At 69.7% G+C, this 21,550-nt stretch carries 20 protein-coding genes and 1 pseudogene; 11 read left to right on the top strand and 10 right to left on the bottom strand.

From position 1 onward, the window contains the following. Nucleotides 1–71 precede the first annotated feature (71 nt). Nucleotides 72–998, bottom strand: a complete 927-nt coding sequence (locus BLQ63_RS13515; protein WP_091035362.1) for an SDR family NAD(P)-dependent oxidoreductase — start codon at nucleotides 996–998, stop codon at nucleotides 72–74. 141 nt (nucleotides 999–1,139) lie between these two features. Between BLQ63_RS13515 and BLQ63_RS13520 the strand changes: the two genes are divergently transcribed. The 3 genes and pseudogenes from BLQ63_RS13520 (at nucleotide 1,140) to BLQ63_RS29270 (ending at nucleotide 5,090) form a co-directional block, all read left to right on the top strand. After that, a complete protein-coding gene (locus tag BLQ63_RS13520) occupies nucleotides 1,140–2,003 on the top strand; it encodes a helix-turn-helix transcriptional regulator (protein ID WP_091035366.1) in 864 nt (287 codons plus the stop codon). A gap of 543 nt (nucleotides 2,004–2,546) precedes the next feature. Continuing rightward, nucleotides 2,547–3,278, top strand: a pseudogene (locus BLQ63_RS29955) (Hsp70 family protein); the annotation flags it as partial. 159 nt (nucleotides 3,279–3,437) lie between these two features. After that, nucleotides 3,438–5,090: an outer membrane protein assembly factor BamB family protein gene (locus BLQ63_RS29270; protein ID WP_245680964.1), complete on the top strand. Its 1,653-nt coding sequence runs from the start codon at nucleotides 3,438–3,440 to the stop codon at nucleotides 5,088–5,090. Between the two features lie 127 nt (nucleotides 5,091–5,217). On the opposite strand, the gene BLQ63_RS13530 is transcribed toward BLQ63_RS29270, so the two are convergent. Then, nucleotides 5,218–6,129, bottom strand: coding sequence for a hypothetical protein (locus tag BLQ63_RS13530; RefSeq protein ID WP_143014882.1), 912 nt, complete (start codon nucleotides 6,127–6,129; stop codon nucleotides 5,218–5,220). A gap of 321 nt (nucleotides 6,130–6,450) precedes the next feature. Here BLQ63_RS13530 and BLQ63_RS13535 point away from each other — a divergent pair, with 321 nt between their 5' ends. Further along, nucleotides 6,451–7,632: a serine hydrolase domain-containing protein gene (locus BLQ63_RS13535; protein ID WP_091035377.1), complete on the top strand. Its 1,182-nt coding sequence runs from the start codon at nucleotides 6,451–6,453 to the stop codon at nucleotides 7,630–7,632. A 165-nt stretch (nucleotides 7,633–7,797) separates the two neighbouring features. Here BLQ63_RS13535 and BLQ63_RS13540 read toward each other — a convergent pair whose 3' ends face one another. Continuing rightward, nucleotides 7,798–8,469: a hypothetical protein gene (locus BLQ63_RS13540; protein WP_091035378.1), complete on the bottom strand. Its 672-nt coding sequence runs from the start codon at nucleotides 8,467–8,469 to the stop codon at nucleotides 7,798–7,800. 251 nt (nucleotides 8,470–8,720) lie between these two features. Here BLQ63_RS13540 and BLQ63_RS13545 point away from each other — a divergent pair, with 251 nt between their 5' ends. After that, entirely contained in the window at nucleotides 8,721–9,611 is an 891-nt protein-coding gene (locus BLQ63_RS13545; RefSeq protein WP_091035986.1) for an aminoglycoside phosphotransferase family protein, read from the top strand. A gap of 125 nt (nucleotides 9,612–9,736) precedes the next feature. On the opposite strand, the gene BLQ63_RS13550 is transcribed toward BLQ63_RS13545, so the two are convergent. Next, the gene (locus tag BLQ63_RS13550) at nucleotides 9,737–10,279 is read right to left on the bottom strand and encodes a TetR/AcrR family transcriptional regulator (RefSeq protein WP_091035383.1); all 543 of its coding nucleotides are present in this window, start codon (nucleotides 10,277–10,279) and stop codon (nucleotides 9,737–9,739) included. A 76-nt stretch (nucleotides 10,280–10,355) separates the two neighbouring features. Between BLQ63_RS13550 and BLQ63_RS13555 the strand changes: the two genes are divergently transcribed. Further along, nucleotides 10,356–11,714, top strand: coding sequence for a carotenoid oxygenase family protein (locus tag BLQ63_RS13555; protein ID WP_091035390.1), 1,359 nt, complete (start codon nucleotides 10,356–10,358; stop codon nucleotides 11,712–11,714). Nucleotides 11,715–11,819: 105 nt separating this feature from the next. Here BLQ63_RS13555 and BLQ63_RS13560 read toward each other — a convergent pair whose 3' ends face one another. Beyond that, nucleotides 11,820–12,353 (bottom strand): hypothetical protein, encoded by a 534-nt coding sequence (locus BLQ63_RS13560; protein ID WP_218125245.1) that lies wholly within the window; start codon nucleotides 12,351–12,353, stop codon nucleotides 11,820–11,822. Between the two features lie 254 nt (nucleotides 12,354–12,607). On the opposite strand from BLQ63_RS13560, the gene BLQ63_RS13565 reads away from it, so the two are divergent. After that, nucleotides 12,608–12,874 (top strand): TfoX/Sxy family protein, encoded by a 267-nt coding sequence (locus BLQ63_RS13565; protein ID WP_143014883.1) that lies wholly within the window; start codon nucleotides 12,608–12,610, stop codon nucleotides 12,872–12,874. Nucleotides 12,875–13,037: 163 nt separating this feature from the next. Here BLQ63_RS13565 and BLQ63_RS13570 read toward each other — a convergent pair whose 3' ends face one another. From BLQ63_RS13570 to BLQ63_RS13580, 3 genes are all read right to left on the bottom strand, one after another. Next, the gene (locus tag BLQ63_RS13570; RefSeq protein WP_091035399.1) at nucleotides 13,038–13,721 is read right to left on the bottom strand and encodes a TetR/AcrR family transcriptional regulator; all 684 of its coding nucleotides are present in this window, start codon (nucleotides 13,719–13,721) and stop codon (nucleotides 13,038–13,040) included. Next, the gene (locus BLQ63_RS13575; RefSeq protein WP_091035405.1) at nucleotides 13,718–15,208 is read right to left on the bottom strand and encodes an FAD-dependent monooxygenase; all 1,491 of its coding nucleotides are present in this window, start codon (nucleotides 15,206–15,208) and stop codon (nucleotides 13,718–13,720) included. The genes BLQ63_RS13570 and BLQ63_RS13575 overlap by 4 nt, the downstream gene beginning before the upstream one ends. A gap of 93 nt (nucleotides 15,209–15,301) precedes the next feature. Further along, nucleotides 15,302–15,859, bottom strand: a complete 558-nt coding sequence (locus BLQ63_RS13580) for a TetR/AcrR family transcriptional regulator (protein WP_091035409.1) — start codon at nucleotides 15,857–15,859, stop codon at nucleotides 15,302–15,304. A 64-nt stretch (nucleotides 15,860–15,923) separates the two neighbouring features. Here BLQ63_RS13580 and BLQ63_RS13585 point away from each other — a divergent pair, with 64 nt between their 5' ends. The 3 genes from BLQ63_RS13585 to BLQ63_RS13590 all read left to right on the top strand — a co-directional run bounded on the left by BLQ63_RS13585 (nucleotide 15,924) and on the right by BLQ63_RS13590 (nucleotide 17,078). Next, nucleotides 15,924–16,304 carry a DoxX family protein gene (locus tag BLQ63_RS13585; RefSeq protein ID WP_091035413.1) on the top strand — a complete coding sequence of 127 codons (381 nt, stop codon included), beginning with the start codon at nucleotides 15,924–15,926 and terminating at the stop codon, nucleotides 16,302–16,304. A gap of 14 nt (nucleotides 16,305–16,318) precedes the next feature. Continuing rightward, the gene (locus BLQ63_RS29960; RefSeq protein ID WP_177154929.1) at nucleotides 16,319–16,432 is read left to right on the top strand and encodes a CGNR zinc finger domain-containing protein; all 114 of its coding nucleotides are present in this window, start codon (nucleotides 16,319–16,321) and stop codon (nucleotides 16,430–16,432) included. 247 nt (nucleotides 16,433–16,679) lie between these two features. Next, nucleotides 16,680–17,078: an ester cyclase gene (locus tag BLQ63_RS13590; RefSeq protein ID WP_091035988.1), complete on the top strand. Its 399-nt coding sequence runs from the start codon at nucleotides 16,680–16,682 to the stop codon at nucleotides 17,076–17,078. Nucleotides 17,079–17,181: 103 nt separating this feature from the next. Here the strand turns inward: BLQ63_RS13590 and BLQ63_RS13595 are convergent, their stop codons facing one another. Then, the gene (locus BLQ63_RS13595) at nucleotides 17,182–17,745 is read right to left on the bottom strand and encodes a TetR/AcrR family transcriptional regulator (protein ID WP_218125246.1); all 564 of its coding nucleotides are present in this window, start codon (nucleotides 17,743–17,745) and stop codon (nucleotides 17,182–17,184) included. A 359-nt stretch (nucleotides 17,746–18,104) separates the two neighbouring features. Continuing rightward, the gene (locus BLQ63_RS13600; RefSeq protein WP_143014884.1) at nucleotides 18,105–18,866 is read right to left on the bottom strand and encodes a hypothetical protein; all 762 of its coding nucleotides are present in this window, start codon (nucleotides 18,864–18,866) and stop codon (nucleotides 18,105–18,107) included. A gap of 401 nt (nucleotides 18,867–19,267) precedes the next feature. Here BLQ63_RS13600 and BLQ63_RS13605 point away from each other — a divergent pair, with 401 nt between their 5' ends. Next, complete coding sequence (locus tag BLQ63_RS13605; RefSeq protein WP_177154930.1) at nucleotides 19,268–21,526, top strand: tetratricopeptide repeat protein; 2,259 nt, start codon at nucleotides 19,268–19,270, stop codon at nucleotides 21,524–21,526. The last annotated feature ends 24 nt before the right edge of the window (nucleotides 21,527–21,550 follow it).

The raw sequence follows: 21,550 nt of genomic DNA on the forward strand, positions 1-21,550 counted from the left end.
TCCTGCTTAAGCTGCGCTGCATGGTGTTCGGGGCAGCGTTGGGTCGACGCCGACACCGTTTACCCAGGTTGTCAGGCCCGCTTCGCGCGGGAGGCGAACGCTTCGACGGCGTCCCACAATTCGCGTTCGCGGTGCTCGTCATACGACTGCGCGGACGAGCGGTCGACCCGGCCCCGGTCGACATAGGAACCGGTCGGTGCCGCGACCGCGCCGAGCACCACGTCGGCGAGATGCCGCCCGGCGGCACGGCCGGTGGTGGCGAACGGCGTGAGCGTCATCGCGGGCAGGAGGCGCCGCATCGCGAACCGGGAGGCCGGGCCCGCGTTGCGGGCGAGGCCGGTCCCGGGGACGAATCCCGGATTGAAGGCGACGGCGTCGATCCCGCCCGGCAGGCGGCGAGCGTACTCGTGCACCAGGTAGACGGCGGCCAGCTTGCTCGTGGAATAGGCGGTGCGCCCGGCGGCAGCGGTCTCCGGCGCGGGGAAGGCACCGGGCCGGGCAAGGGTGCCGGGCGGGCACCAGACGGGCCCGGGCACCATTCCCAGGTTGTGCCTGAAATCGCCGAAATGCGTGTCGCTGACGGTGATCACGATCCTGGCGGGAGCGGCGAAACGCGCCTCGAGCGTGCGGATGAACACGTGGTTGGCCAATACGTTGACCGCGAAGGTGGACTCGAACCCGCCGGGCCCCGCGGTGAGCGCATTCGTGTACTGGACGCCCGCGTTGCCCACGAAGGCCCGCAGCGGCGGCAGGTCGCCTCGGTCGAGCCGTTCCCCGATCGCGGTCGCCGCGGCCCGGACGCTGGCGGGCGAGCCGAGATCCGCCTCGAAATGCGAGACGGTATACCCGCTCTTCGCGAATGCCGCGGTCAGCGACGCGCCGGAACCGGGGCGGGCGACCACGACCAAGTGTGCGTCGGGCGCCCCTTGGAGGAGGCGCTCGGCGGCGATCCGGCCGATACCGCGACTCGCGCCGGTCATGACGATGGTGTGCTGCAAGGGACTGTCCTCCACTGCTCGTGCGCCGGCCTCGGCGAACCGCCATGGTCGCAACCTTCAGCAGCGCCGACCAGTACCCTGATCGTCCCTAGGACCGTCGGTACCCAGGCTCGTTCGCCCCAGCGCTGGAACAATGGTCCGATGACCGCTTCCCGTTCCGGCTTCGGGGCGCTCCTGCGCGCCTGGCGCGACCGCCTGTCCCCGGCCGACGCCGGCTTCACCGTGACCTCCGGCCGCCGCGCCCCGGGCCTGCGTCGCGAGGAACTCGCCGAACTCGCCGGGCTCTCAGTCGAATATGTCCTGCGCCTGGAACAGGGACGCGCGAAGCACCCCTCCGCCCAGGTCGTCGGTGCGCTCGCCCGGGCTTTGCAACTCACCAGGGCCGAACGCGACCGCCTGTACCGCGGAGCCGGGCTCCTACCGCCGAGGGATGGCATGATCAGCGCATCGGTGCCCCCGAGCATCCAGCGGCTCGCCGCCCGCCTCGGCGACGTGCCGATCGGGGTGTTCACCGCAGACTGGACCCTGGCGTGGTGGAACGCGATGTGGTGTGCCCTGCACGGTGACCCCGCCGCGCTTCCCGCCTCCGAGCGCAATCTCGCCCGCGCCCTGTTCGGAGGAGGGCCCGCCCGTGCGGCGATGCTGACCGTCCACTCCGAACGCGGACAGGACGCCTTCGAGACCTCGATCGTCATGGACCTTAAAGACGCCGCCTCCCGCTATCCGGCCGATGACGGACTCGAACACCTTGTCGGCGATCTGCGGGGAACGTCCGCCGCCTTCGCTCGAATCTGGGACATGGAGACGGACGCCGCCCCGCACGCCACCGACAGCAAGACGATCCGGCATCCCGTGATCGGCGACATCCGGCTCGACTGCGATGTCCTCAACGTCCCGGGCGAGGACCTGCACCTGGTGACCTACACGGCCGCAGCGGGAAGCACCCACGCGGGAAAACTCGACCTCCTCCGCACCACCGGCGCGGTACCTGCACCGCTTTCTTAGTACGGCTCGTCGGCGCTGAGGGGCATTTCGTCCACTTGCGACTGACGGACGCGGAGATCGACACCGACTCGATCACCCCGGCGACAGCGACGACTGCCAACGGTCTTCGGCGGATGCCCTGCACGGCAGCGATCTTCATGCGAGCCTCCATGGTTGTTCGAGCGCTGTACCCTCGCGATGGATCACGGCTCGCCCCGCCCGCATTGACCGTTCGCTCCCGTTCCGACCTGTTGTGTCTCAAGGTTTTTCCTTGGTTCGGCATTGAGTGAGTAGGACATCGTGCAGACCCCTGTTTGGCTTGCCGTCGATCTCGGCACCACCCATACCGTTGCTGTTGTCGGTCGTGACGGTCAGGAGCCGCGTTCGCTGCTCTTCGACGGTTCGCCGCTGCTGCCTTCCGGGGTGTTCCTCGACACCGGCGGGGACCTCCACACCGGCCGCGACGCCCAGCGTCTGGCCGCTGCCGAGCCTGAGCGGTTCGAGTCGCATCCCAAGCGGCGCATCGACGAGGGCACGGTCCTGCTCGGTGACCGGGAGGTTCCGGTGGAGGAGCTGCTTGCCACGGGCCTGCGGCGGATCGCCGACGAGGCCGCCGCTTCGGGGCTGCGCCCTACTGAGACGGTGCTGACCTATCCGGCGGACTGGGGTCCGGTGCGCCGCGCGGTCCTCGAGCGCGCCGCGCAGGTCGCGGCCCTGCCCCGGGTCCGCCTCCTGCCCGAGCCGATCGCGGCCGCGACGTACTGCGCGGAGGTCTTGGGTCAGGAGATCCCGGTGGGTGGTGCGGTTGCGATTTTCGACTTCGGTGGGGGGACGTTCGATGCGGCGGTGGTGCGTCGGGCTGAGGACGGGCGGTTGCGGACGCTCGCGGTCGGGGGCTTGGACGATCTGGGCGGTCTCGATGTCGATATGACGCTGGCCGCGCATCTGGGGCGGATTGTGGCCGGGCGCGACCTGGAGCTGTGGCGGCGCTTGTCCGAGCCGGAGACGACCGCGGATCTGCGTGATCGGCTGGCGTTCTGGGGTGAGGTTCGTGCGGCCAAGGAGATGCTCTCGCGGACCTCGACCGCGCCGGTCGCACTGCCCGGCCACAACCCGATGGGCCTGCACCTGACCCGCGACGAGCTCACGAGCCTCGCCGACCCTTTGGTGGCGCGCGCGGTGGATGAGACCCGCCGGACGCTTGAGCGTTCCGGGGTCGAGCCCGCGGAGTTGACCGCGTTGTTGCTGGTCGGTGGTTCCAGTCGGATGCCGCTGGTGGCTACGAGGCTTCATGCTCGTTTCGGGATTGCGCCGTCGGTGCCCGAGCAGCCCGAGTTGCCGGTGGCTTTCGGTGCGTTGCGCCATGCTTTGGCCGAGCCCGATCTTCCTGCCGTGACCACCCCGACCCCGTCACCACCCCAAACCCCGGCGTCTCCGGTGACGTACACGCCGTACTTGACGGCCACTTCGCCCGACTCGGCGCCGTCCCCGCCCGTCCCACCGGTCTCCCCGGTGACGTACACGCCGTACCTGACGACTACCTCGTCCGATTCGGCGCCGTCCCCGCCCGCCCCACCGGTGACGTACACGCCGTACCTGACGACCACCTCGCCCGACTCGGCACCGTCCCCGAACTTGGAGCAGAGCGCGCCCCCGCCGCGCCAGCGGACCCCGCTCCCCTCGTACCCTGGACCGCTGCCGACCGCCGACCCGCCCCGGCGCCGCTGGGTCGCGTTCTCGGTCGCGTCCTCGATCCTCATGGTCATCGTGATCACGATCGTCGTGGCGGTCAACCAGTTCGGCGGGGGAGACGCCACCAAAGGCGAGACCGGCGAGCCCCTGGTGCTGGCCTACACGCAGCAGCTCAGCGCCGACGACACCTCGGCCGTGGCCGCCGCCGAGGGCAAGGCGATCCTCGCCGAGGTCGTGGACGGTTCGACCGTGGTGAGTGCGGTGACGCCCGAGGGCGAGACACTGTGGACGCAGACCTACGAGCTCGAACCCAACGAGCTGTACCTGACAGTCGTCGAGGACCTTCTCATCATCGACGCCTACGACTTGGTCACCGACGATGACGAGGACATTCGCGCCGTTGCCGCGCTCGACGACGGCGCCCTACTGTGGCAGAAGCCGTGGACCCTCAACGAGCACAACGACGTCGCCTACTACGGCACCGACGTCGTCTTCGAGCGGCGCGACGGCTTCGAGGACAACGCCGTGGCCCGCGTCGACCTCGCCACCGGCGAGGAGGTCTGGTCGAAGCCCGGCCCCGACGACGTGTTCATCCTCGACGAGCCCCGCGTCCGCGCCGAGACCGTCTGGGGCGTAGAAGAAGGCACCGGAGCGATCCCGCCGGACTTCTACTCGCTCTACGACAACCTGGCCGCGGGGGACCGGATCGTCGATCTCGACCCGCACGAGGGCACCGCCGTCGTCCGCGACGCCGCGACCGGCGACGGCATCACCGACGGCGAGCTCCCGATCGACGACGAGGCGTGGACCGTCTACGACGACCTGGTCGTCGCCAGGGCCTCCGACGAGGCCTCCCCGGACCGCGACACCCTTGTCGCCCATGCGCTCTCGGACCTCGGCAAGGCATGGGAGGTCCCGCTCGACCCCGGTTTCGGCATCGAGCACGTCAAGCCCTGCGGACCGGACCTGGTCTGCGCGGCGCTCGGTGACTCGAGCGCCGACGACCAGCACAAGACCGTCGCCTTCGACACCGAGACCGGCGACCAGGTGTGGGAGCTCCCGGTCGACTGGTACCTGCACGACCAGTGGTACACCGGGCCGAGCGGCCTCGTCTTCGGCGACCAGGTCTTCGACACCGTCGACAGCTTCCAGAACCTCGACTTCGAGGGCGACGTGATCGTGGAAGGCCAGCGGTTCAGCTCGGCGATGGCGGTGCGAGACAACCGGGTCGTTATAGAGGACAGGGATTCGGGAGGCAGGAACATCTCCATTTTGGACCTAGGGACCGACGGGCGGTCGGCGCCTGCGGGCACCGGTGGCCATGCGCCCAGACACGTCTCGCTGCTCGGCGAACTCATGGTGGTGCTGACCGGCGACTGGAAGGCACAGGTCTACATAGTCCCCGACATCACCTGAACCGGTCCACGCGAACGAAGGCCCCGGACCGACCGGCCCGAGCCTTACTTCAGTCGGGGCAGCGGCTACCGGGATCTCGTCGCCGCGAGCGGTCCAGTGCCGCCGGGGGATCTGCAGGCGATGGACTTCAAGGCGCCTCCGCTCCCATTCTTCTGACCTCGTCGGCCTCGGCCGAGAAGTACTCGATGTACTTCAAAATGAAGGAGTTGAGATTGCCCGTCCTTTCGGTGGCGTCGAGCTCCATCCAGACGCTCTGCGATCCCCCGCGCATGTCCGGCGCCCCATAAAGGAACACGAACATGCGCTTGTCGAATTTCAGTACCCCGATCGTCGGGCACGATCGAATCCGAGTCACCTCTATGCGACTGTGATTCGCTTGGCCCGCATAGCGTTCCAGGGTCGAACGTATCTCTTTGGGCAGGAATTCGGGCCAGGTCGCGTCGTAGGCGAGGTCGTTCGACCGATGCCAGGCCTCCTCTTCCCGCATTCGATTCATGACGCCGGGATTGTCGGGACTGCCGAGGTGGATCCGCACTCGCAGCGATTTCTCGGCGCTCAGCCGCTCGGCCACGCGCAGCAGCAGCACCCGGTTCGCCAGCACGCTGAGACCGAGGCCGACGCCGACGACTTCCGCTCGCGCGTCGCTGATCGCCTTCTCCATCGCCGAAAGCAGCGCCGGCTCCTGGGACGACTCGTAGACGGCGATGAGGCCCTCGTTGTGCAGGAACTGATCGTATTCGGAGACCCGGCCGCTGAAGCGCCGCTGGTACTCGTCCAGCAGAATCCCCACCAGAGCGCTTCCCAGGGCGGCTCCGAACACCGCGGAAGTCGCGGCCAGAACGACCTCGTCCGCCCCACGACCGATCAGGGCCGAACCCGACGCCGAGCCCCGCTGAAATACGACCTGCACCAAGACGAGCAATGTCAGCGAGAGCAGCGCGACCAGCCACAGGAAGTTCCTGAAACGACGCCGCTCGACGGCGATCGAGCGTTCGGCGACTGACGGACGCATATGCCTGCGCCCTTTCGAATCATTCACTCTGACCTACTTCAGATTGAGAAGGTGAAGGTACTCCGCCGACGCCACATCACTGCTCGGTGTGTCGGAATTCCGACAGCACTGGACTTGGTGGGAAAGGCATCTTGTGGGACGACCGAGCTATAGGCGCACGCGTCTGACTCCAGCGCATTCAATAGAGGAATGGTCCGGTGCAGGCGGTCAAGGGTCGGCCGTTCAGCCGGGTGAGGGTGGCGAAAACCCGCCTCGCGACCGAGGTGGCGAGCCGTCGGACTCCGCGAGGATGGTGGCGCATGACGGCGGGAGAGGTCGTCACGGGCACCACCTCGGAAGGAAGACACCATGCACCGCAGACGAATCGCATCGGCCGTCGTCACGGCGACGGCTGTAGCGGCCGCCGCATTCACTTATGCCTGGCACACCTCGGCAGAGGAGGCCCCGTTCCGGGACCGGCTCCAGGCGGACGCCGACTCCATCGTCGACGTCGGTGTCACGGGCGTGCAGGCCCGCGTCACCGACGAGGACGGCGACACGCGCGCCGTCGTCTCCGGCGTGGCCGACATCGAGACCGGGGAGTCGGTCGACGACGAGGGCCTGATGCGGATCGGGAGCGTCACCAAGACCTTTGTTGCCGCCGTCCTGCTCCAACTCGCGGGAGAGGGCGTGCTGTCCCTTGAGGACACCGTCGAGGACTGGTTGCCCGGCGTCGTCCAGGCCGAGGGCATCGACGGCGGCCTGATCACGATCCGCCAGCTCCTCCAGCACACCAGCGGCCTGCCCGACTACGCCGACGCGCCGGACTGGGGCACCGAGGCCCACTTCCAGCGGACCCGCTACGACATCGCCGACACCGAGGAGACCCTCGCCGCCGCCCTGGCGGCCGGGCCCGTGGGCGAGCCCGGACAGACCTGGTCGTACTCCAACCCGGGCTACATCGTTCTGGGCATGATCATCGAGGAGGCGACCGGCCACCACTGGGCCAAGGCCGTCCACGACCGGATCGTGAGGCCCCTGGAGCTCGACGACACCTACTGGGCCGGCTTCACCTCGAAGATGCCCGAGCCCCACGCCAATCTCTACCACCGGTTCGAACCCGGAGGCGACCTCGTGGACGTCACCGAGTACATCGACCACGACGCCTCGGGCGGCCTGATTTCCACCACCGCCGACATTGACCGCTTCATGCGGGCCCTCATCGGCGGTGACCTCATCGAACCGGCCGAACTCCACGAGATGCAGCGAACGGTCCCGGTCGTCGGCGAGGGCTACGACCTGATCTGGCCCGGTGGCGCCTCGTACGGCCTGGGGATCTTCCGGCTCGGCTTCGACGACTGCGGCGACGGCCTGTGGGTCGCCGGAGGCGACGTCACCGGCGCCATGACCCGCGCCGCGACCACCGAGGACGGCGAGCACAGCGCGACCGTCTTCTCCTCGACCGAGCTGCGCGACTCCATCGAATCCGGTGTCGCCCAGAACCTCAGCACGAGCGACCTCATCGAGCACGCACTCTGCGAAGCGAACTGACCGCCGAAGGCCGGCCGCTCCCGAGACCATCCGCGACAGCCTCCGGAGCGGCCGGCACCGCCTTCGCGAGCGCGGCCCGATGATCCGCTCTCGGAGCCGTTGGTCCGGGAGGACGATCGATGCTGGCCATCTGCGACCTCGCCATCCGCCTTGGATCGCGCGGCGTCAGCGGTACTCCGCAAAGCGTTCGACCGTCCTGGCCGCGATCGCGTCCACGACGGCGATCGCGTCGGTGTTCGCGAAGGTCCCGGGATCGGCGATCAGCGCAATCGTCAACAGCAGCCGGCCGGAGCCTGCGTTGAGCGTGAACTCCTGCAGCGTTGCCGACTCGTGCGTGTTCGTGTAGCCCTCCAAGACGCCGCTTTGGAAGTCCTCGATCAGGTAATCGTCAGGGACCAATTCCCAGACGGCGCGGTTCCGCTCAGTCGAGGTCGCCGCGAAGTCCTCGGCGGTGTTCGCAAGCACGCCGACGCTGAACGTCATGCCGCTCTCCGATGAGAACTGGCAGTACAGGTTGCCCACGCCGCCTTCGGGAAAGGCATCGGGGTACACCTGAGCGCGCGCGTCCACCAGCTCGGCGCGGCCTCCGGCCATCTCCGTGAACTCGGAGACGTCGAGGTCCGAGCAAGTCGAGGTCGCAAAGTCGTCCGCAGCCCCCGCAGCGACCCCTGCAGTCGCTGACGAGGTCGACGACGCTTCCGGGACCTGGATGCCGAGGTCCCGCAGATAGATGGCGGCGGCAACGACCGCGAGTAGACCCAGCCCTGCGGATACGACGGTGAGCGGCCGGAACGGCCCCCAGCGTCGGGATCGCGACTGGTTCGGGACGGATGGCAAGCGTCGGCTCCAGGTTGCGGATGGCGGCCGGGTGGACGAGCCCCATCTTCGTTCGTGGACCGCGTGAACGCAACGAGTCCTTGGAAACCGTTGGAATCGGTGATGTGTCCCGCGACCAACGAACTCGCCGCCGCGCGCACCGTCGCGGATGCGAATCGGGGTCATCTGCTTGTGGGCCCGGGATTCTCCATGAGGGCTGAGGCGGTTTTCGCGATGGTGGCTTCCCTCCGGACGCGGGTAGGGTGTGGTCCGTGATCGTGGTGCCTGCGGCCTTCGCCGAAGAACGGGTCCGGCTCAGTGGTGAGCCGGGACGCCGGTGGATTGCAGGACTGCCTGCGCTCGTGGCCGAACTGTGCGACCGCTGGCGGCTCGAGCCGACCGCCGAGCCTGCGATGCACGGCGAGCTCGGTGTGGTCTTTCCGGTACGCCGGGCCGGAGAAGCGCTCGTCCTCAAAGTCGGTTGGCTGGAGCATTCGACCGTCGACGAAGCCGCGGCGCTGCGGGCTTGGAACGGCGCCGGCGCCGTGCGGCTTCTCGACGCCGACGACGATGCCGGTGCGCTGCTGCTGGAGCGGTTGGATTCCCGGCGAAGCCTCCGCGATCTGCCGCTCCTGGCCGCGGCCGAGATCGCCGGTGGCCTGATCCGGCAGCTCGCGATCCCCGCGCCGGACGGCATTCGTCCCCTGGGCGAGATCGGGGGGCATGTCGCCGACACCGTGCACATGCGCAACGAGCGTCTCGGCCGACCGGTCCGCCGACCGTGGGCCGACCTGGCCGCGGACCTGGCGCGCGATCTCGGGGTCGGTGCCGGATCCCTGCTCGTGCACGCGGATCTCCACTACGGCAACGTGCTCGCCGGTCGTCGCCAGCCCTGGCTGGCGGTCGACCCCAAGGCCGTCTCCGGCGACCCCGAGCACTCGGTGCCGGAGTTGATGTGGACCCGGCTCGACGAGGCTGTCGGCCCGGCAGGGGTGCGCGCGCTGCTCGACACCATTGTCCGCGCCGGCGAGCTGGACGCCGCCAAAGCGCGCGGTTGGGCGATCATCCGCGCGATCGACTACTGGCTGTGGGGCTTGGAAGCCGGTCTGACCGAGGACCCGCTCCGCTGCCACCGCTTGGTCGAGGCACTCACCACAACGTGACCGGCACGGCCGCATCGCCTGCGCCCCCATTGTCACCCGGACTGGGCCGGCCCCCGCGTCCTATCGGCTTGTGAGCCTGGCGGCCTGCGGTAACGGCGCGAAAAGGCGGCCGGGGCGCCGCGGCGCTACTGCATCTTCGCGATCGCTTTGAGGCCGTTGACGATCGCATCGGCGTCGGGCGCCCGGTCGGGGTCGATGAGGTGCTGGGTCATCACGCCGGTGATGAGCGCGAACTGGATCGAGCCCGCGGCCCGCCCCGCCTCGCCCGGAGCGACGGCCCGCCCCAGGCCGATGCGGGCGCGCTCCTGGGTGTCGGCGAGCTGCGCGCGGAGCTCGTCGTCGTGGAGCGTCTGGGCCAGGATCTCGACGTTGGCCTTCCAGAGCGCGGGGCTGCGCCGGAACGACTCGATCATGCCCTTCCAGAAGGCGCGCAGGCGGTCTTCGGCGTCGGCGACCTCGGCGCCGAGCGCCATCGTCTCCTCGGCCAGCTCGCCGGACATCTCGACCATGGCCTGGAGCAGGAGCTTGTCCTTGGTGCCGTAGTGGTAGCCGATCGAGCCGAGATTGGTGCCGGACGCTTCGACGATGTCGCGGGCGGTGGTCCTGCTGTAGCCGCGCTCGACCAGGCAGTGCTTGGCGCCTTCGAGCAGGTCCTCTCGGTGTCCCATGGCGTGATCCTACCGGGCGCGCTTGATTTATACATACGTGTGATACGTTTGTATAAATCATTGGAGAGGACCCCCCATGCTGCTCGACCGATACACCCGCGGCAACTTCGCCCCGGTGACCGAAGAGATCACCGCGTTCGACCTCCCGGTCACCGGCGCCGTTCCCGACGACCTCAACGGCCGCTATCTCCGCATCGGCCCCAACCCGCTCGGTCTCGAAGACCCCGCCGCGCACATCTGGACCCTCGGCGAGGGCATGGTCCACGGTGTACGCCTGAGAGAAGGCCGCGCCGAGTGGTACCGCAACCGTTGGGTCCGCTCGGCCTCCGTGGCCGACCGCCTCGGCGAACCGCGCCGCGGGCGCGCCGTCGACGAACGGTTCGACTTCGCCCCCAACGTGCAGGTCGCCGGGCACGGCGGCCGCTTCTACGCCCTCATCGAAGGCGGCCTGGCGCCCTACGAACTCACCGCCGACCTCGACACCGTCGGCCCCTGCGACCTCGGCGCGACCCCCGAGGGCTTCAACGCCAACGCCCACACCAAGTTCGACCACCGCACCGGCGAGATGCACTCCCTGGCCTTCCGCTACGGCGTCGACTTCATCCAGCACATCGTCTTCGAGCCCGGCGGCACCGTGAAGCGCACGACGAACATCCCCGCGCCGACCTTCCCCTACCTGCACGACTTCGGCCTCACCGACAACCACATCCTCATCTACACCTCGCCGTTGGTGTTCAACCCGGAGCTGCTCGCCACCGGCGTGCCCTTCGGATGGAACGACGACCTGCCCACGCGGCTCGGCGTCATGCCCCGTGAAGGCGGCGAAGTGCGCTGGTTCGACCTGCCGCCGGGCATGGTCGGCCACACCCTCAACGCCTACGAGGACGCCGGAACCGTCGTCGCCGACGTGATCGTCCATCCCGGACGGTTCGAGATCATCGACATCGGCGCAGGCCGGCCCGTCCTGGAGCGCTGGACCGTCGACCTCGCCGCAGGAAAAGTCCGCACCGAACTCCTCCACGACCGCCCCCAGGACTTCCCGCGCCTCAACGGCCGCTACGCGGGCCGCCCCTACCGGTACGGCTACTCCGCCTCGACCGAGCTGTACGCCACGCCGAGCGCGACGGAGCCCGACCGGCCCGACGAGGGCTTCTCCAACGCGGTCCTCAAGCACGACCTGATCGCCGGCACCACCGAGGCGCACGAGTTCGGCCGCGACGCCGCAGCCGGCGAAACCGTCTTCGTCCCTGCGGCGCAGCCGAAAGCCGAGGACGACGGATACAACCTGCTCTACGTCCACGACCCTGAACGCGGCGCCGCGGACCTGGTGATCCTCGCCGCCCAAGACTTCACCGCGGCACCGCTCGCCCGGATCCACCTGCCCGCCCGCGTACCGCTCGGATTGCACGGCAACTGGATTCCAGAGGCGTCCTGAAAGCCTCGCGAGGAACATCGCACAGGACGTCGACCACCGAAAGCGAGCCGGGTCGCGGGTCGCTGAGCTGAGCACAATCCCCATGGGACCGTCCGACCTTGAGGTTCACCGGGGCAGGGGAGGGGCTCCGGGCCGGGAGCGGGCTTGGGCGGCGCGGTGGCGTTCGAGATCGATGGCCAGGTGCGCGCGACGCAATCCGCGAGCGGTCAGATAACGCAGGTCGGCAATGTTGTCGTACGACAGTTGCGTATAGAAGTAGTTCACGTACTCCAGCACCGCGAACACTGCGAAACCCAAGCCTAGGTACGTGGCGGCACCAGGGGCGTTGAGCGCGGACCAGCCGGTGAACATGACGACCGCGAACAGTACCGGCGGGTCGGCTCGGAGCGCGAGAGCGAAGGCCGTCGCCCCGGGCAGCGCTGACGCTCCGGATCCCAACTGCCGCAGCTTGGCGATCCAGTACGACGCTCCCTGCGCCAGCAGCAACGCGAAGGCGGCGAATCCGGCCAGGTTCGCCGGGCTCGGCGGCAGTCCGAGTACCCCGAACCAGACCGCCGCTTGCAAAGGGACGTTGATCAGTTCCAGCAATGCCATCGATCGCAGCCGTCGGCGAACCTGTTCGGGGAGGGGGTGTTTCACGCAGCAACTATGCCCGACCGCACCGGTCACCCGAACGCCCGCCGGTCTCATCCACGGCAAGCCGAGTCCCGACCGCCAAGGTGTGCCTGATGGCAGACGAGGAACGGATCGGTTCCGGGTCAGGCGGCGCGGGCAGCCGCGTCTGATGTCAAAATGGGTGCATGGGCGAAGTCGCGGCGATTGCCGACCGAATCCGGAATCTGATCCGCAGCCACCCGAGCTTCTCGGAGGAGACGCCCGTCGAAGGAGCTTGGGTGGCAGCGACGTCCGCGTGGAGCGTCAACGAGCACATGGCGGTCATGGCGCGAGAAGACGGGGGTCTCATGGTCCTGGTCGCGAAGGTCGACCATGCCGGTTTCGGGGCCGAGTCCGGTGCCCACCCCATACCGATGAGCGCCCGGGGTTTCGGCGGATGGATCCACGTCGACGCCCACGGACTGGCGTCCGACGGCGCACTCGCGAAGTGGGTGCAGCGAGGCATTGACTTCGCGCAGACCCTCCCGCGCATCGACGACTTCTAGCAAGGCGGGCGTAATCCGCTGCGCTGCCGGCGCCGATCGAGCGGGAGGCCGGCTGGCAGCTTCCCGAGGCCGCCGGGAATGCCACCCCTGATGGGATGCAGTACTTCCCGGACCGGGCTCGTGACGGCGATCGACGCCCGAGATCGGCGCGGATCAGTACCTTCTATGGTCCTGACTCAGCCTCCGCGACCTGATGAGTATCAGCGCCGTCGTCTTTGAGGGCCGGACGCCGGGGGTCTCGGAAGCCGATCTGGCGGAAGAGGCGTTCGAGGTATTCGCGGGCGGCGGCGGGCTCGGGCGGGGCCCCGTTGAGGAGCAGGTACTGCATGATCGCGCCGTTCATCATGTCGATCAGCATGTCGAGATCGGCCTCGGGCGCGAGCACGCCCGCGTCTCGAGCGCGGCGCAGGGTCGCCAGGGCCCGTTCGCGGCGCGGCTTGAGGTGGTGCTCGCGGTAGGCGTCGAGGAGCTTCGGGTGGTCGGGTCCGGCGCCGAGCAGGCGGGCGGAGAGGATGCGCAGCCTCGGGCGGGTCAGCGCCTCGCTCCATTGCGGCAGCAGCCGGTCGATGATGCCCGGAAGGTCCTCCGCGGGGGTGTCCGTCTCGTCGGCCGCGGGGATCTCCTCGCGCGCGGCCTCGACCGCGTCCGCCAGCAGGTCTTCTTTGGACGACCAGCGCCGATAGACCGTGACCTTGGCGACGTCGGCGCGCTTGGCGATCCGGTCGATGCTCGCTCCCGCGACGCCCTGTTCGACCAGGACCTCCAGACCGGCGCGCAGGATCGCGGCGTCCGCGTCGGGGTCACGGGGCCTGCCGGGGCCCGGCGGTTGTTCTCGCTTGCTGCTCATACCGTCTCCTCGATCCGCAATGTTCCGGTCAGCCAGGCGCGCAGGCCGTCCGGGTCGTCGCCGCGCCAGGCGAGGTGGCCGTCCGGGCGCACCAGCATCGGGGCGGCGGCGTCCGGGTCCCGCAGGACCGCGACCTCGCCCAGAGAACGTCGGGCCAGTGCCGCCAGCGCCGCGTGCTCGGTGTCGGCGATGAGCGCCCACGCCGGGCTCAGTGCGCTGTAGAGGCTCGTTTCCGCGCCTTCGGCATCGAAGCAGACCCGATCGGGAATCCGGTCGCCGGGGCGCGGGGCCGAGCCCCGACCGCCGAGCGGACCGCCCCGGTAGGTCACCCACAGCTGCGACGCCTTCCGGGTCGCCCGCCGCTGCACCGAGGTCAGGTTGAACACCGGCAGCAGCAGCCGGTCGCGCACGAGGCGGGTCAGCGGTGTCGCGCCGGCCAGGAGCCGGGTGTTGGCGGTGGTGGTGCGCAGGACCTCTTCGGCGAGGGGGCGCCGTTCGGGGGTGTACGTGTCGAGCAGTGCCGCGTCGGCCCGGCCGGTGACGACCATCGCGAGCTTCCAGGCGAGGTTCTCGGCGTCGCCGAGGCCGGTGTTCATGCCCTGGCCGCCGATGGGGCTGTGGATGTGGGCGGCGTCCCCGGCCAGCAGGACGCGGCCCTGCCGGTAGCTCTCGGCCAGCCGCCGCTGGATCCGGAACACCGATGTCCAGACCGTCTCGCGGATGGGGAGGTCGTCCACGCCGGCGCGTTCGCGCAGCAGGTCGCGCAACCGTTCCACGATGTGTTCGGCGCTCAGGTGCTCCCCGGTGTCGGGGACGTCGGCCATGAGCCGCCACAGGTCCCCGCCGCCGTCGCGGCCCCGCATCGGCATGGCCATGAGCATCCCGTCGGGGTGGAACCAGCCCGCCGAGCCTTTGCGCGACCGGTCCCAGGCGGCGTCGACATCGGCGAGGAGGAACCGTTCGATCACGGGCGCACCGGGAAAGGCGATTCCGGCCAGTTCTCTCACCCTGCTTCGCGATCCGTCGCAACCGGCGAGCCATCCGGTCCGTAGCGAGTCGCCGTCGGCGAACTCGACGGTGACGCCGTCGGCGTCCTGGACGGCACCGACGACTTCGCGGCCGGACTCGACGGACACGCCCAGCGCCTCCAGCCGCAGACGCAGCTGCGCCTCGATGTCGGCCTGCGAGATGAAGAGCGCCTGCACCGGCTCGCGCGGGTCGGGCACGAACCGCATGGTGGCGAGCTCGCGACCCCGGGCGTACATCGTCATCCCCACCGGGCTCAACGCGCGCTCGCGCAGGTCGCCCAACGCGCCGAGCCGGGTCAGCACCTCCACGCCGCGGGCGTGGAGGATGTTCGCCCGCGAGGTCGGCGCCGGGCGCTCGGCCCGGTCCACCACTCGCACGGCGATGCGCTGCGCGGCGAGCGCGCACGCCAGTGCCAACCCGGTCGGACCCGCCCCCACCACGATCACTCGAGCGTCCACGGCGCCTCCCTATTAGTAAACGGTATCGTTCACGTATACTAATAGCACAGCGGTCTTCACCAGGCAAGGGCCGCAACGTCACGCGGCCGAGGCTCAGATCGGCGCGTCGCCGGGGAGTTCGGGTATCGCGGGGGCGACGCGCGCGAGGAGGCGCATCACGGCGGCAAGATCCTGGGCGGTCGTGGGTGAGGCGCTGGCGCCGATGACGATCAGGTGCGGGATCAGGGCGGCGGTCCTGGCCGTCCGGGGGTCGGGGACGATGTCGGCCCAGATCTCCTGGAGCATCGCCAGTCGCGCCCGGTCGATCCCGGCCATGACCCGCTGCGCGTCGGCGTCGTGGATCGCCCAGGCGCGCAGGGCCGTCTCGATCCGGGCGTCGTAGAGACGCTCGAGCGAGGCCACGAGCGCGTCGAGCTGTTCGAGACCGCCGGCGGACGCGTCCGCGGTCGCCCGCTCCATCGCCGCGACCGCCTGGGTCTCGTAGCGTTCCAGCAGCGACAGGCGATAGGCCGCGGCGCCATCGAAGTGGTGGTGGAAGGACCCTTTGCTGACGCCGAGGCCGGCGGCGATCCGGTCGATCCGCACCCCCGGCAGCCCCTCCTCGGCCAAGGCCGCGAGTCCTGCGGCGATCCAATCGTCCCTGCTGGCCACCCGTGTTCCCCTTTCGGCGTATCAGTCAAGCCCACCGTACCATACCGTATGGTACGGTCTGGGAATGATCACTCTCGCCTCCCTGCCGGACCCGGTCTGGCCCGTCGTGCTGCTGGCCGCAATCCAGTTCGGCGACGGGCTCATGTCCCTGCGGCCGGTCCCCTTCATCGCGCGCTGCTTCACGGCGGTCGAGTGGCCGCGCGAGTACTGGTGGACGATGCCGGTCCTGAAGTTCGCCGCGACCGCCGGCCTGATCGCGGGCATCTGGGTGCCCTACCTCGGCCTGCTCACCTCGATCGGACTGGTCGCCTACTTCATCACGGCGATCGCGATGCACGTGCGCGCCAAGGACCTCGGCCGCAACCTCTTCCTTAACGCCACCGGGATGCTCCTCGTCTGCACCGCCGTAACCTGGCTGAGCTTCACCGGACACCGCATGGTTTAGTCGCGGCGCCGCAGTTGCGCTCCACGGGAAGAGCCGACGGCCGCCGCTGGTGCAGCATGGAGGACTGCGGTGCCGCCGAGAAGTCCCGCCGGTATATCGCCGCCCGCCGCACCCGCACTGCGCCATAAGAACCCGGACCGGAACAACGCAGTGCGAGCGCCAGGTGCCGCTCCTCGCCGTTCGGATCGCGCGCAGGACCGATGAGTGGGCGGTGGTGTCGATCCGCTCGGGATCGATTTCTGTTCCACATGGAATATAAATATTCAGGTCGGCGTTCCTATCCGTAGCGACGACCGCCACCGCCGGTCGGGGAGGGCGTCGCGACCCATCGCCAACGCAGTGCACGAGCCCGACCACGGGGAACAGGAGACCACCATGACCACGTCCGAGTCCGAAGTGCGCGAGGTATTCGAGCGCTACATCGAAGCGCTCAACGCCCACGACTTCGACCGCATGACCGAGTTCGTCCACGACGAGCTGGTCGAGAACGGCAAGCCGGTCACGCGCGAGGACATCATCGCCGAGCTCAAGGCCCACGGCGACTCAGTGCCCGACTTCACCTGGCGCGTCCAGGACATCGCCGTCGACGGCGACCGCGTCGCGGCCCGCCTGTACAACAAGGGCACCCACACCAAGGAATGGCTCGGCGTGGCCCCCACCGGCGCGACACTGGAGTTCGCCGAGTACTCCTTCCACAAGGTCCGCGACGGGCGCTTCTACGAGATGAACTACCTCATCGACGCCCAGGCCGTCCAGCGCCAGCTCGGAGCCTGACACCGTCGAGCCGGCCGCCGCCGTTGCGGCGACCGGCACGGAACGGCGGATCAACGCAGGGCTCGCGCCGCACTCGCGCGGGCCCTGCCGCCGCCGGCTGCGCTCATGCGAACGGCCGGAACGCCGCCAGAGCATGATCGGCCACACGGGACAGTTGCTCCCGGGTCGCGCCGGCGCCCGCCTGGATCGCCTGCCCGCCGGTGACCGTCAGCAGGTACCTCGCCAGACCTGCCGGGTCCTCGGAGGCGGGCAGGTCGCCGTCCGCGATCGCCTGCGCGAAGCGGTCGGCCAGACGGGCCTCCACCTCGTCCCGGACCGAGTTGAGGAACTCGACGATCGGCTGGTCGGCCTCCGAACCGGAGACCCCGCCCTGGACGGTCAGGCAGCCCGGCGGCCGGGCGGGGTTGGTGATCGTGAGGATGTTGCCGCGCAGGTAATGCGCGGCCACGGTGAATGCCGTGGGCTCGGCCAGGGCCGTCTCGACATAGCGCATGTCGACCTGTGCGTAGCGCTCCACGGCCCGCTTGAACGTCGCCTCCTTGTCGCCGAACGCGGCATAGAGGCTCGGACGGCTGATGCCCATCGCCGTGGTCAGATCGTCGAGAACGGTCCCCTCGTACCCTTGCCGCCAGAAGACGCCGATGGCGGCGTCCAGCGCCTCGTCCACATCGAACTCCCGCGGCCTGCCCCTACCCGCCATCCGGCGCCACCCGCTTCTGTACCGACTCGAAAACCCGCATGCCCCGGAAACACCGCACCCCGAGAGGATAATTCCGCCCGGCCGCGGTGCTCGCGCGCGCCGACAAGGAGTGTCGGCATGCCTTGATCACGTCCCGCAGGGTCCACTACAACATCGAATGGCTGAGCACCGCCTCGCTTCCACCTCCATGCATCGGAGACGGTCTGCGGGGGATACCCACTGCCGCATGATGGAGCGGGGCTCACCAGACGAGGGTGCCGCCGGCCGGCGCGTTGAGCGGCGGACCGCGCCCGGGTGAGAGGGTGCGACCCGCCGCTCAGCTGGTGTCACCGGGTGAGGAGCGATTCGGACGCCAGGTGCGTTGCCGCCTCGACGACCACGGTGCCGTCCGCTGCGACCACTGTCGTCCCCGCACCGCCGCCGGTGCCCGGGCCGGTGGTGGGCGGGGCGCCGATGGTCACGGTCACCGGCTTGCCCTCGGCGTCGACCACCGGGTCGCCCGAGCCGTCCACGACGCCGACGGTGTCGCCGGGCCGGGGGACCTCGGTCGGGGCCTCCATGGCGCTGAAGGAGTAGTCGGGCAGGTAGTGCGCGCCCGACCAGACCGCGCCGCCGAACCAGTTGTTGTTCCACACGTAGCCGACGCCATTGGTGGCGTAGTAGCCCGGTCCGCAGATCGGCTGGCCGATCATCCTGGCCTGGATGGCCAGTTCGGTCGAGGTGGTGTCGTTGTAGACCCAGCCGGTCTCGTCGCACAGGTACCAGTAGGAGCCGAGCCATACGTACGTCTCGATCTTGGCGCTGATGTAGCCGGCCGGGCGTTCGAGCGGCCAGGCGCACGGGTAGCTGCCCGAAGGCGTCCCGAGCACGGTCGACGAATCGACGTCGACGCGCGCGTACCCGTTGCCGTCGCCGTGCGAGACTTCGGAGCGCTGGAAGACGCAGAGGTCGTTGCTGCGGTAGGTGAAGGCCTCCTCGTACACGTAGTGCGCGGCGGCTGGGGACGCGCCGAACAGGATCAGGGCCAAGGTGCCCGCGGCCGCCGCGATCAGCGACCGCACGAGCGGGATTCGAATCCGATTGCCCATCGGTCTTCCTCTCTCCAGGGAGGTCTGTCGCCCTGGAGCCCCGATCCTCCCGGAACACGCACTCCGGATGCGCCTTCCCGAACGAACCCGAACAGCGGGCCGTCCACAGAAGAGCACCGACCGCAGCCGCAGTTGCCCCCGGCGGCTATCATCCAGTCGTGCAACGGTCAACGGCCGACGCTCCAGAAGCGCCTGCGGCGCAGCGGGATGCGGATACCCGCGCGCTCCAGACGCTCGACGACCTGGCAGCGTTCCTGCGCCGCCTTCGGGCGGCCTCCGGCAACATGTCGTTCCGCCGTATCCAAACCAACATTCGCACGTTCCGCCGGGAGCGCTCCATTCCCGATGGCGCGCCGTCGCTCGCGACCATTCACGGCCACTTTCAGAACGGCCGGGTCCGCATGAACTCCAACACGGTCCTCGACATCGCCCGCGCCCTCGGCCTCGACACCGCCGGCCTTCGCTCGCTCGCACAGGCCTGCCACCGAGTGCTCGAACGCGCCAACCGCTCCCTCATCGTCACGACCCGCGCCGCGATCCCCGAGCCGACCGCGACCTTCACCGGACGCCGGGCCGACCGCGACCGCATCGCCGCGCATGTCCAGGCGGCCCGCCGCGTCGGCGCAGCCGTCGTCGTCATCGAGGGCATGGCCGGGATCGGCAAGTCCGAACTCGCGTTCCGGGCCGCCCGCGACCTCACCGACGCCGGACTCGTCGGGGCCGTGCACCTCTTCGCCGATCTGCGCGGCTTCGACCCGCTCGAACCGCCCGCGGCCCCCGACGCCGTCGTCCGCGGCTTCCTCGCCCACCTCGGCACACCGGGCCGCCGCATCGACGCCCTCAGCCCCGCAGCGCGAGTGACGCTCCTGCACCGCGAACTCGCGGCCCGGCAGACGCTCCTCGTCCTGGACAACGCCGCCGACGCGACGCAGCTCGAACCCCTTCTGCCGCGCGGCTCCGACTGCGTGGCCCTCGTGACCAGTCGCCGCCGGCTCATCGACCTGGACGCGACCGCCCGCATCCCGCTCGGCACCGTCACCGTCACCGAGGCCCTCGACCTGCTGCGGCGACACGACCAGTCCGGCCGCCTCGACGCCGCTCCAGGCGACGCCACGGCCCTGGTCGAGCTGTGCCGGCGTCTGCCACTGGAACTGGCCGCGGCCGGACGCCAGCTGGAGAGCAAACCCGACTGGCAGATCGGCGATCACGTCGAACGCCTGCGCCGCATCCCCGCCCACGAGCACAGCGGACCCGCGCTCGCCTTGTCCTACGACAACCTCCCCGAACCGGCCCAGCGCCTGTTCCGGCTTCTGGCCCTCCACCCGGGGCGACGATTCACCGCCGATGCCGCCGCCGTCTTGACCGACGACACGGCGGTCGAGGCGGCGACGATGCTGACCCGGCTCTACAACGAGAGCCTGCTGCTGCGACGCGCCGACGACATCTATGAATTCCACGATTCGGTGCGCGCCTTCGCCATGGACCGCGGCGACCGCGAAGACCCCGCCAGCGCGCAGCACACCGCGGTCGCGAACCTCCTGCGCCATTACCGGCACCGCCTCGAAACCAGCGGCGACGCGGACACCGACTGGATCAACGCCGAACGCGCGACACTCCTGGCCTGCATGCACGTCACCGCCCACGACGCCGACGCCGCAGCCCTCGCGGCGCCACTCAACCGTGCGCTGCGCCTGCTGGGGCACTACGACGCGGCGCGGCTCTGCAACCGGCAGCTCCTGCGGATCGCCCACCGCGCCGACGAGCGCTCGTGGGAGGCCAGCGCCCGTATGGGGATCGCAGAGATCGACCGCCTGACAGGCAGATTCCGAGCCGCCACAGACGGGTTCGATCACGTGCTGCGGCTCCGCCGACAACTGGGCGACCGCGTCGGCGAAGCCGACGCGTTGCGGGGCCTCGCCCAGGCCGCGTCCAATGACGACTATCCCGTCGCGCGAGAACGGTACCGAGCCGCGCTCGCCATCCACCAGCGGTTCGGCAACCCCGTCGGCGAAGCCGAAGCGCTGTGGGGGCTCGCCGAGATCGCCATGTCAGTAGGCGACCTCGACACGGCCGCCGCCCACGCCGAGAAGGTCGCCTCGATATGCGCGAGCATCGGCAATCGCGTCGGCGAAGCCTACGGCCTCCGAGCCCTCGGCGACGTCGCCGCCCAGCGGGGCGAGATCGACGTGGCGACGAGGCGATACCGGCAGTCGCTGCACCTGTGCCGACAGGTCGGCAACCCTCGAGGCAGCGCCTGCGCCCTGCGAGGACTGGCCAACGCGGCCCTACGCGGCGGCGACATCGTCCGCTCCGAACGGCTCTACCGGCAGGCGCTCGAAAGCTGCCGCCGCATCGGCGACATCTCCGGGGAAGCTGACGCACGACGCGGCCTCGCCGAGACCGCTCTCGCTCGCGGCGCGTTCAGCGCCGCCGCAGCCGAGTTCGCCCCCGCGCTGGCGATCTACCGGGAGACGGCGGACCGTGTGGGCGAGGCGCACTGCCTGGCAAGTCTGGGCCACATTGCCTGGCGCGCACAGCGTCGCGCACCGGCCCGCCGACAATGGCTCCAGGCCCTGCAACTGGCCGAACGCGGCGGTCTGCCGCTGGCGAGTGACTTGCGCGATGCGCTCGCAAGCGCCGGCTTCGCCGATTCCGTTTAGCGCTGCTGCGGCGCCTGGCGTCAC

The organism is Glycomyces harbinensis, assembly GCF_900101745.1.
Classification (GTDB): Bacteria; Actinomycetota; Actinomycetes; order Mycobacteriales; family Micromonosporaceae; genus Glycomyces; species Glycomyces harbinensis.

Bases quoted from the DNA above. Each gene is read 5' to 3' on its own strand.
- BLQ63_RS13520 (WP_091035366.1), top strand. From the start codon at position 1,140: ATGACCGCTTCCCGTTCCGGCTTCGGGGCGCTCCTGCGCGCCTGGCGC.
- BLQ63_RS13535 (WP_091035377.1), top strand. From the start codon at position 6,451: ATGCACCGCAGACGAATCGCATCGGCCGTCGTCACGGCGACGGCTGTA.
- BLQ63_RS13550 (WP_091035383.1), bottom strand. From the start codon at position 10,279: ATGGGACACCGAGAGGACCTGCTCGAAGGCGCCAAGCACTGCCTGGTC.
- BLQ63_RS13555 (WP_091035390.1), top strand. From the start codon at position 10,356: ATGCTGCTCGACCGATACACCCGCGGCAACTTCGCCCCGGTGACCGAA.
- BLQ63_RS13570 (WP_091035399.1), bottom strand. From the start codon at position 13,721: ATGAGCAGCAAGCGAGAACAACCGCCGGGCCCCGGCAGGCCCCGTGAC.
- BLQ63_RS13585 (WP_091035413.1), top strand. From the start codon at position 15,924: ATGATCACTCTCGCCTCCCTGCCGGACCCGGTCTGGCCCGTCGTGCTG.
- BLQ63_RS13590 (WP_091035988.1), top strand. From the start codon at position 16,680: ATGACCACGTCCGAGTCCGAAGTGCGCGAGGTATTCGAGCGCTACATC.
- BLQ63_RS13600 (WP_143014884.1), bottom strand. From the start codon at position 18,866: ATGGGCAATCGGATTCGAATCCCGCTCGTGCGGTCGCTGATCGCGGCG.
- BLQ63_RS13605 (WP_177154930.1), top strand. From the start codon at position 19,268: ATGAACTCCAACACGGTCCTCGACATCGCCCGCGCCCTCGGCCTCGAC.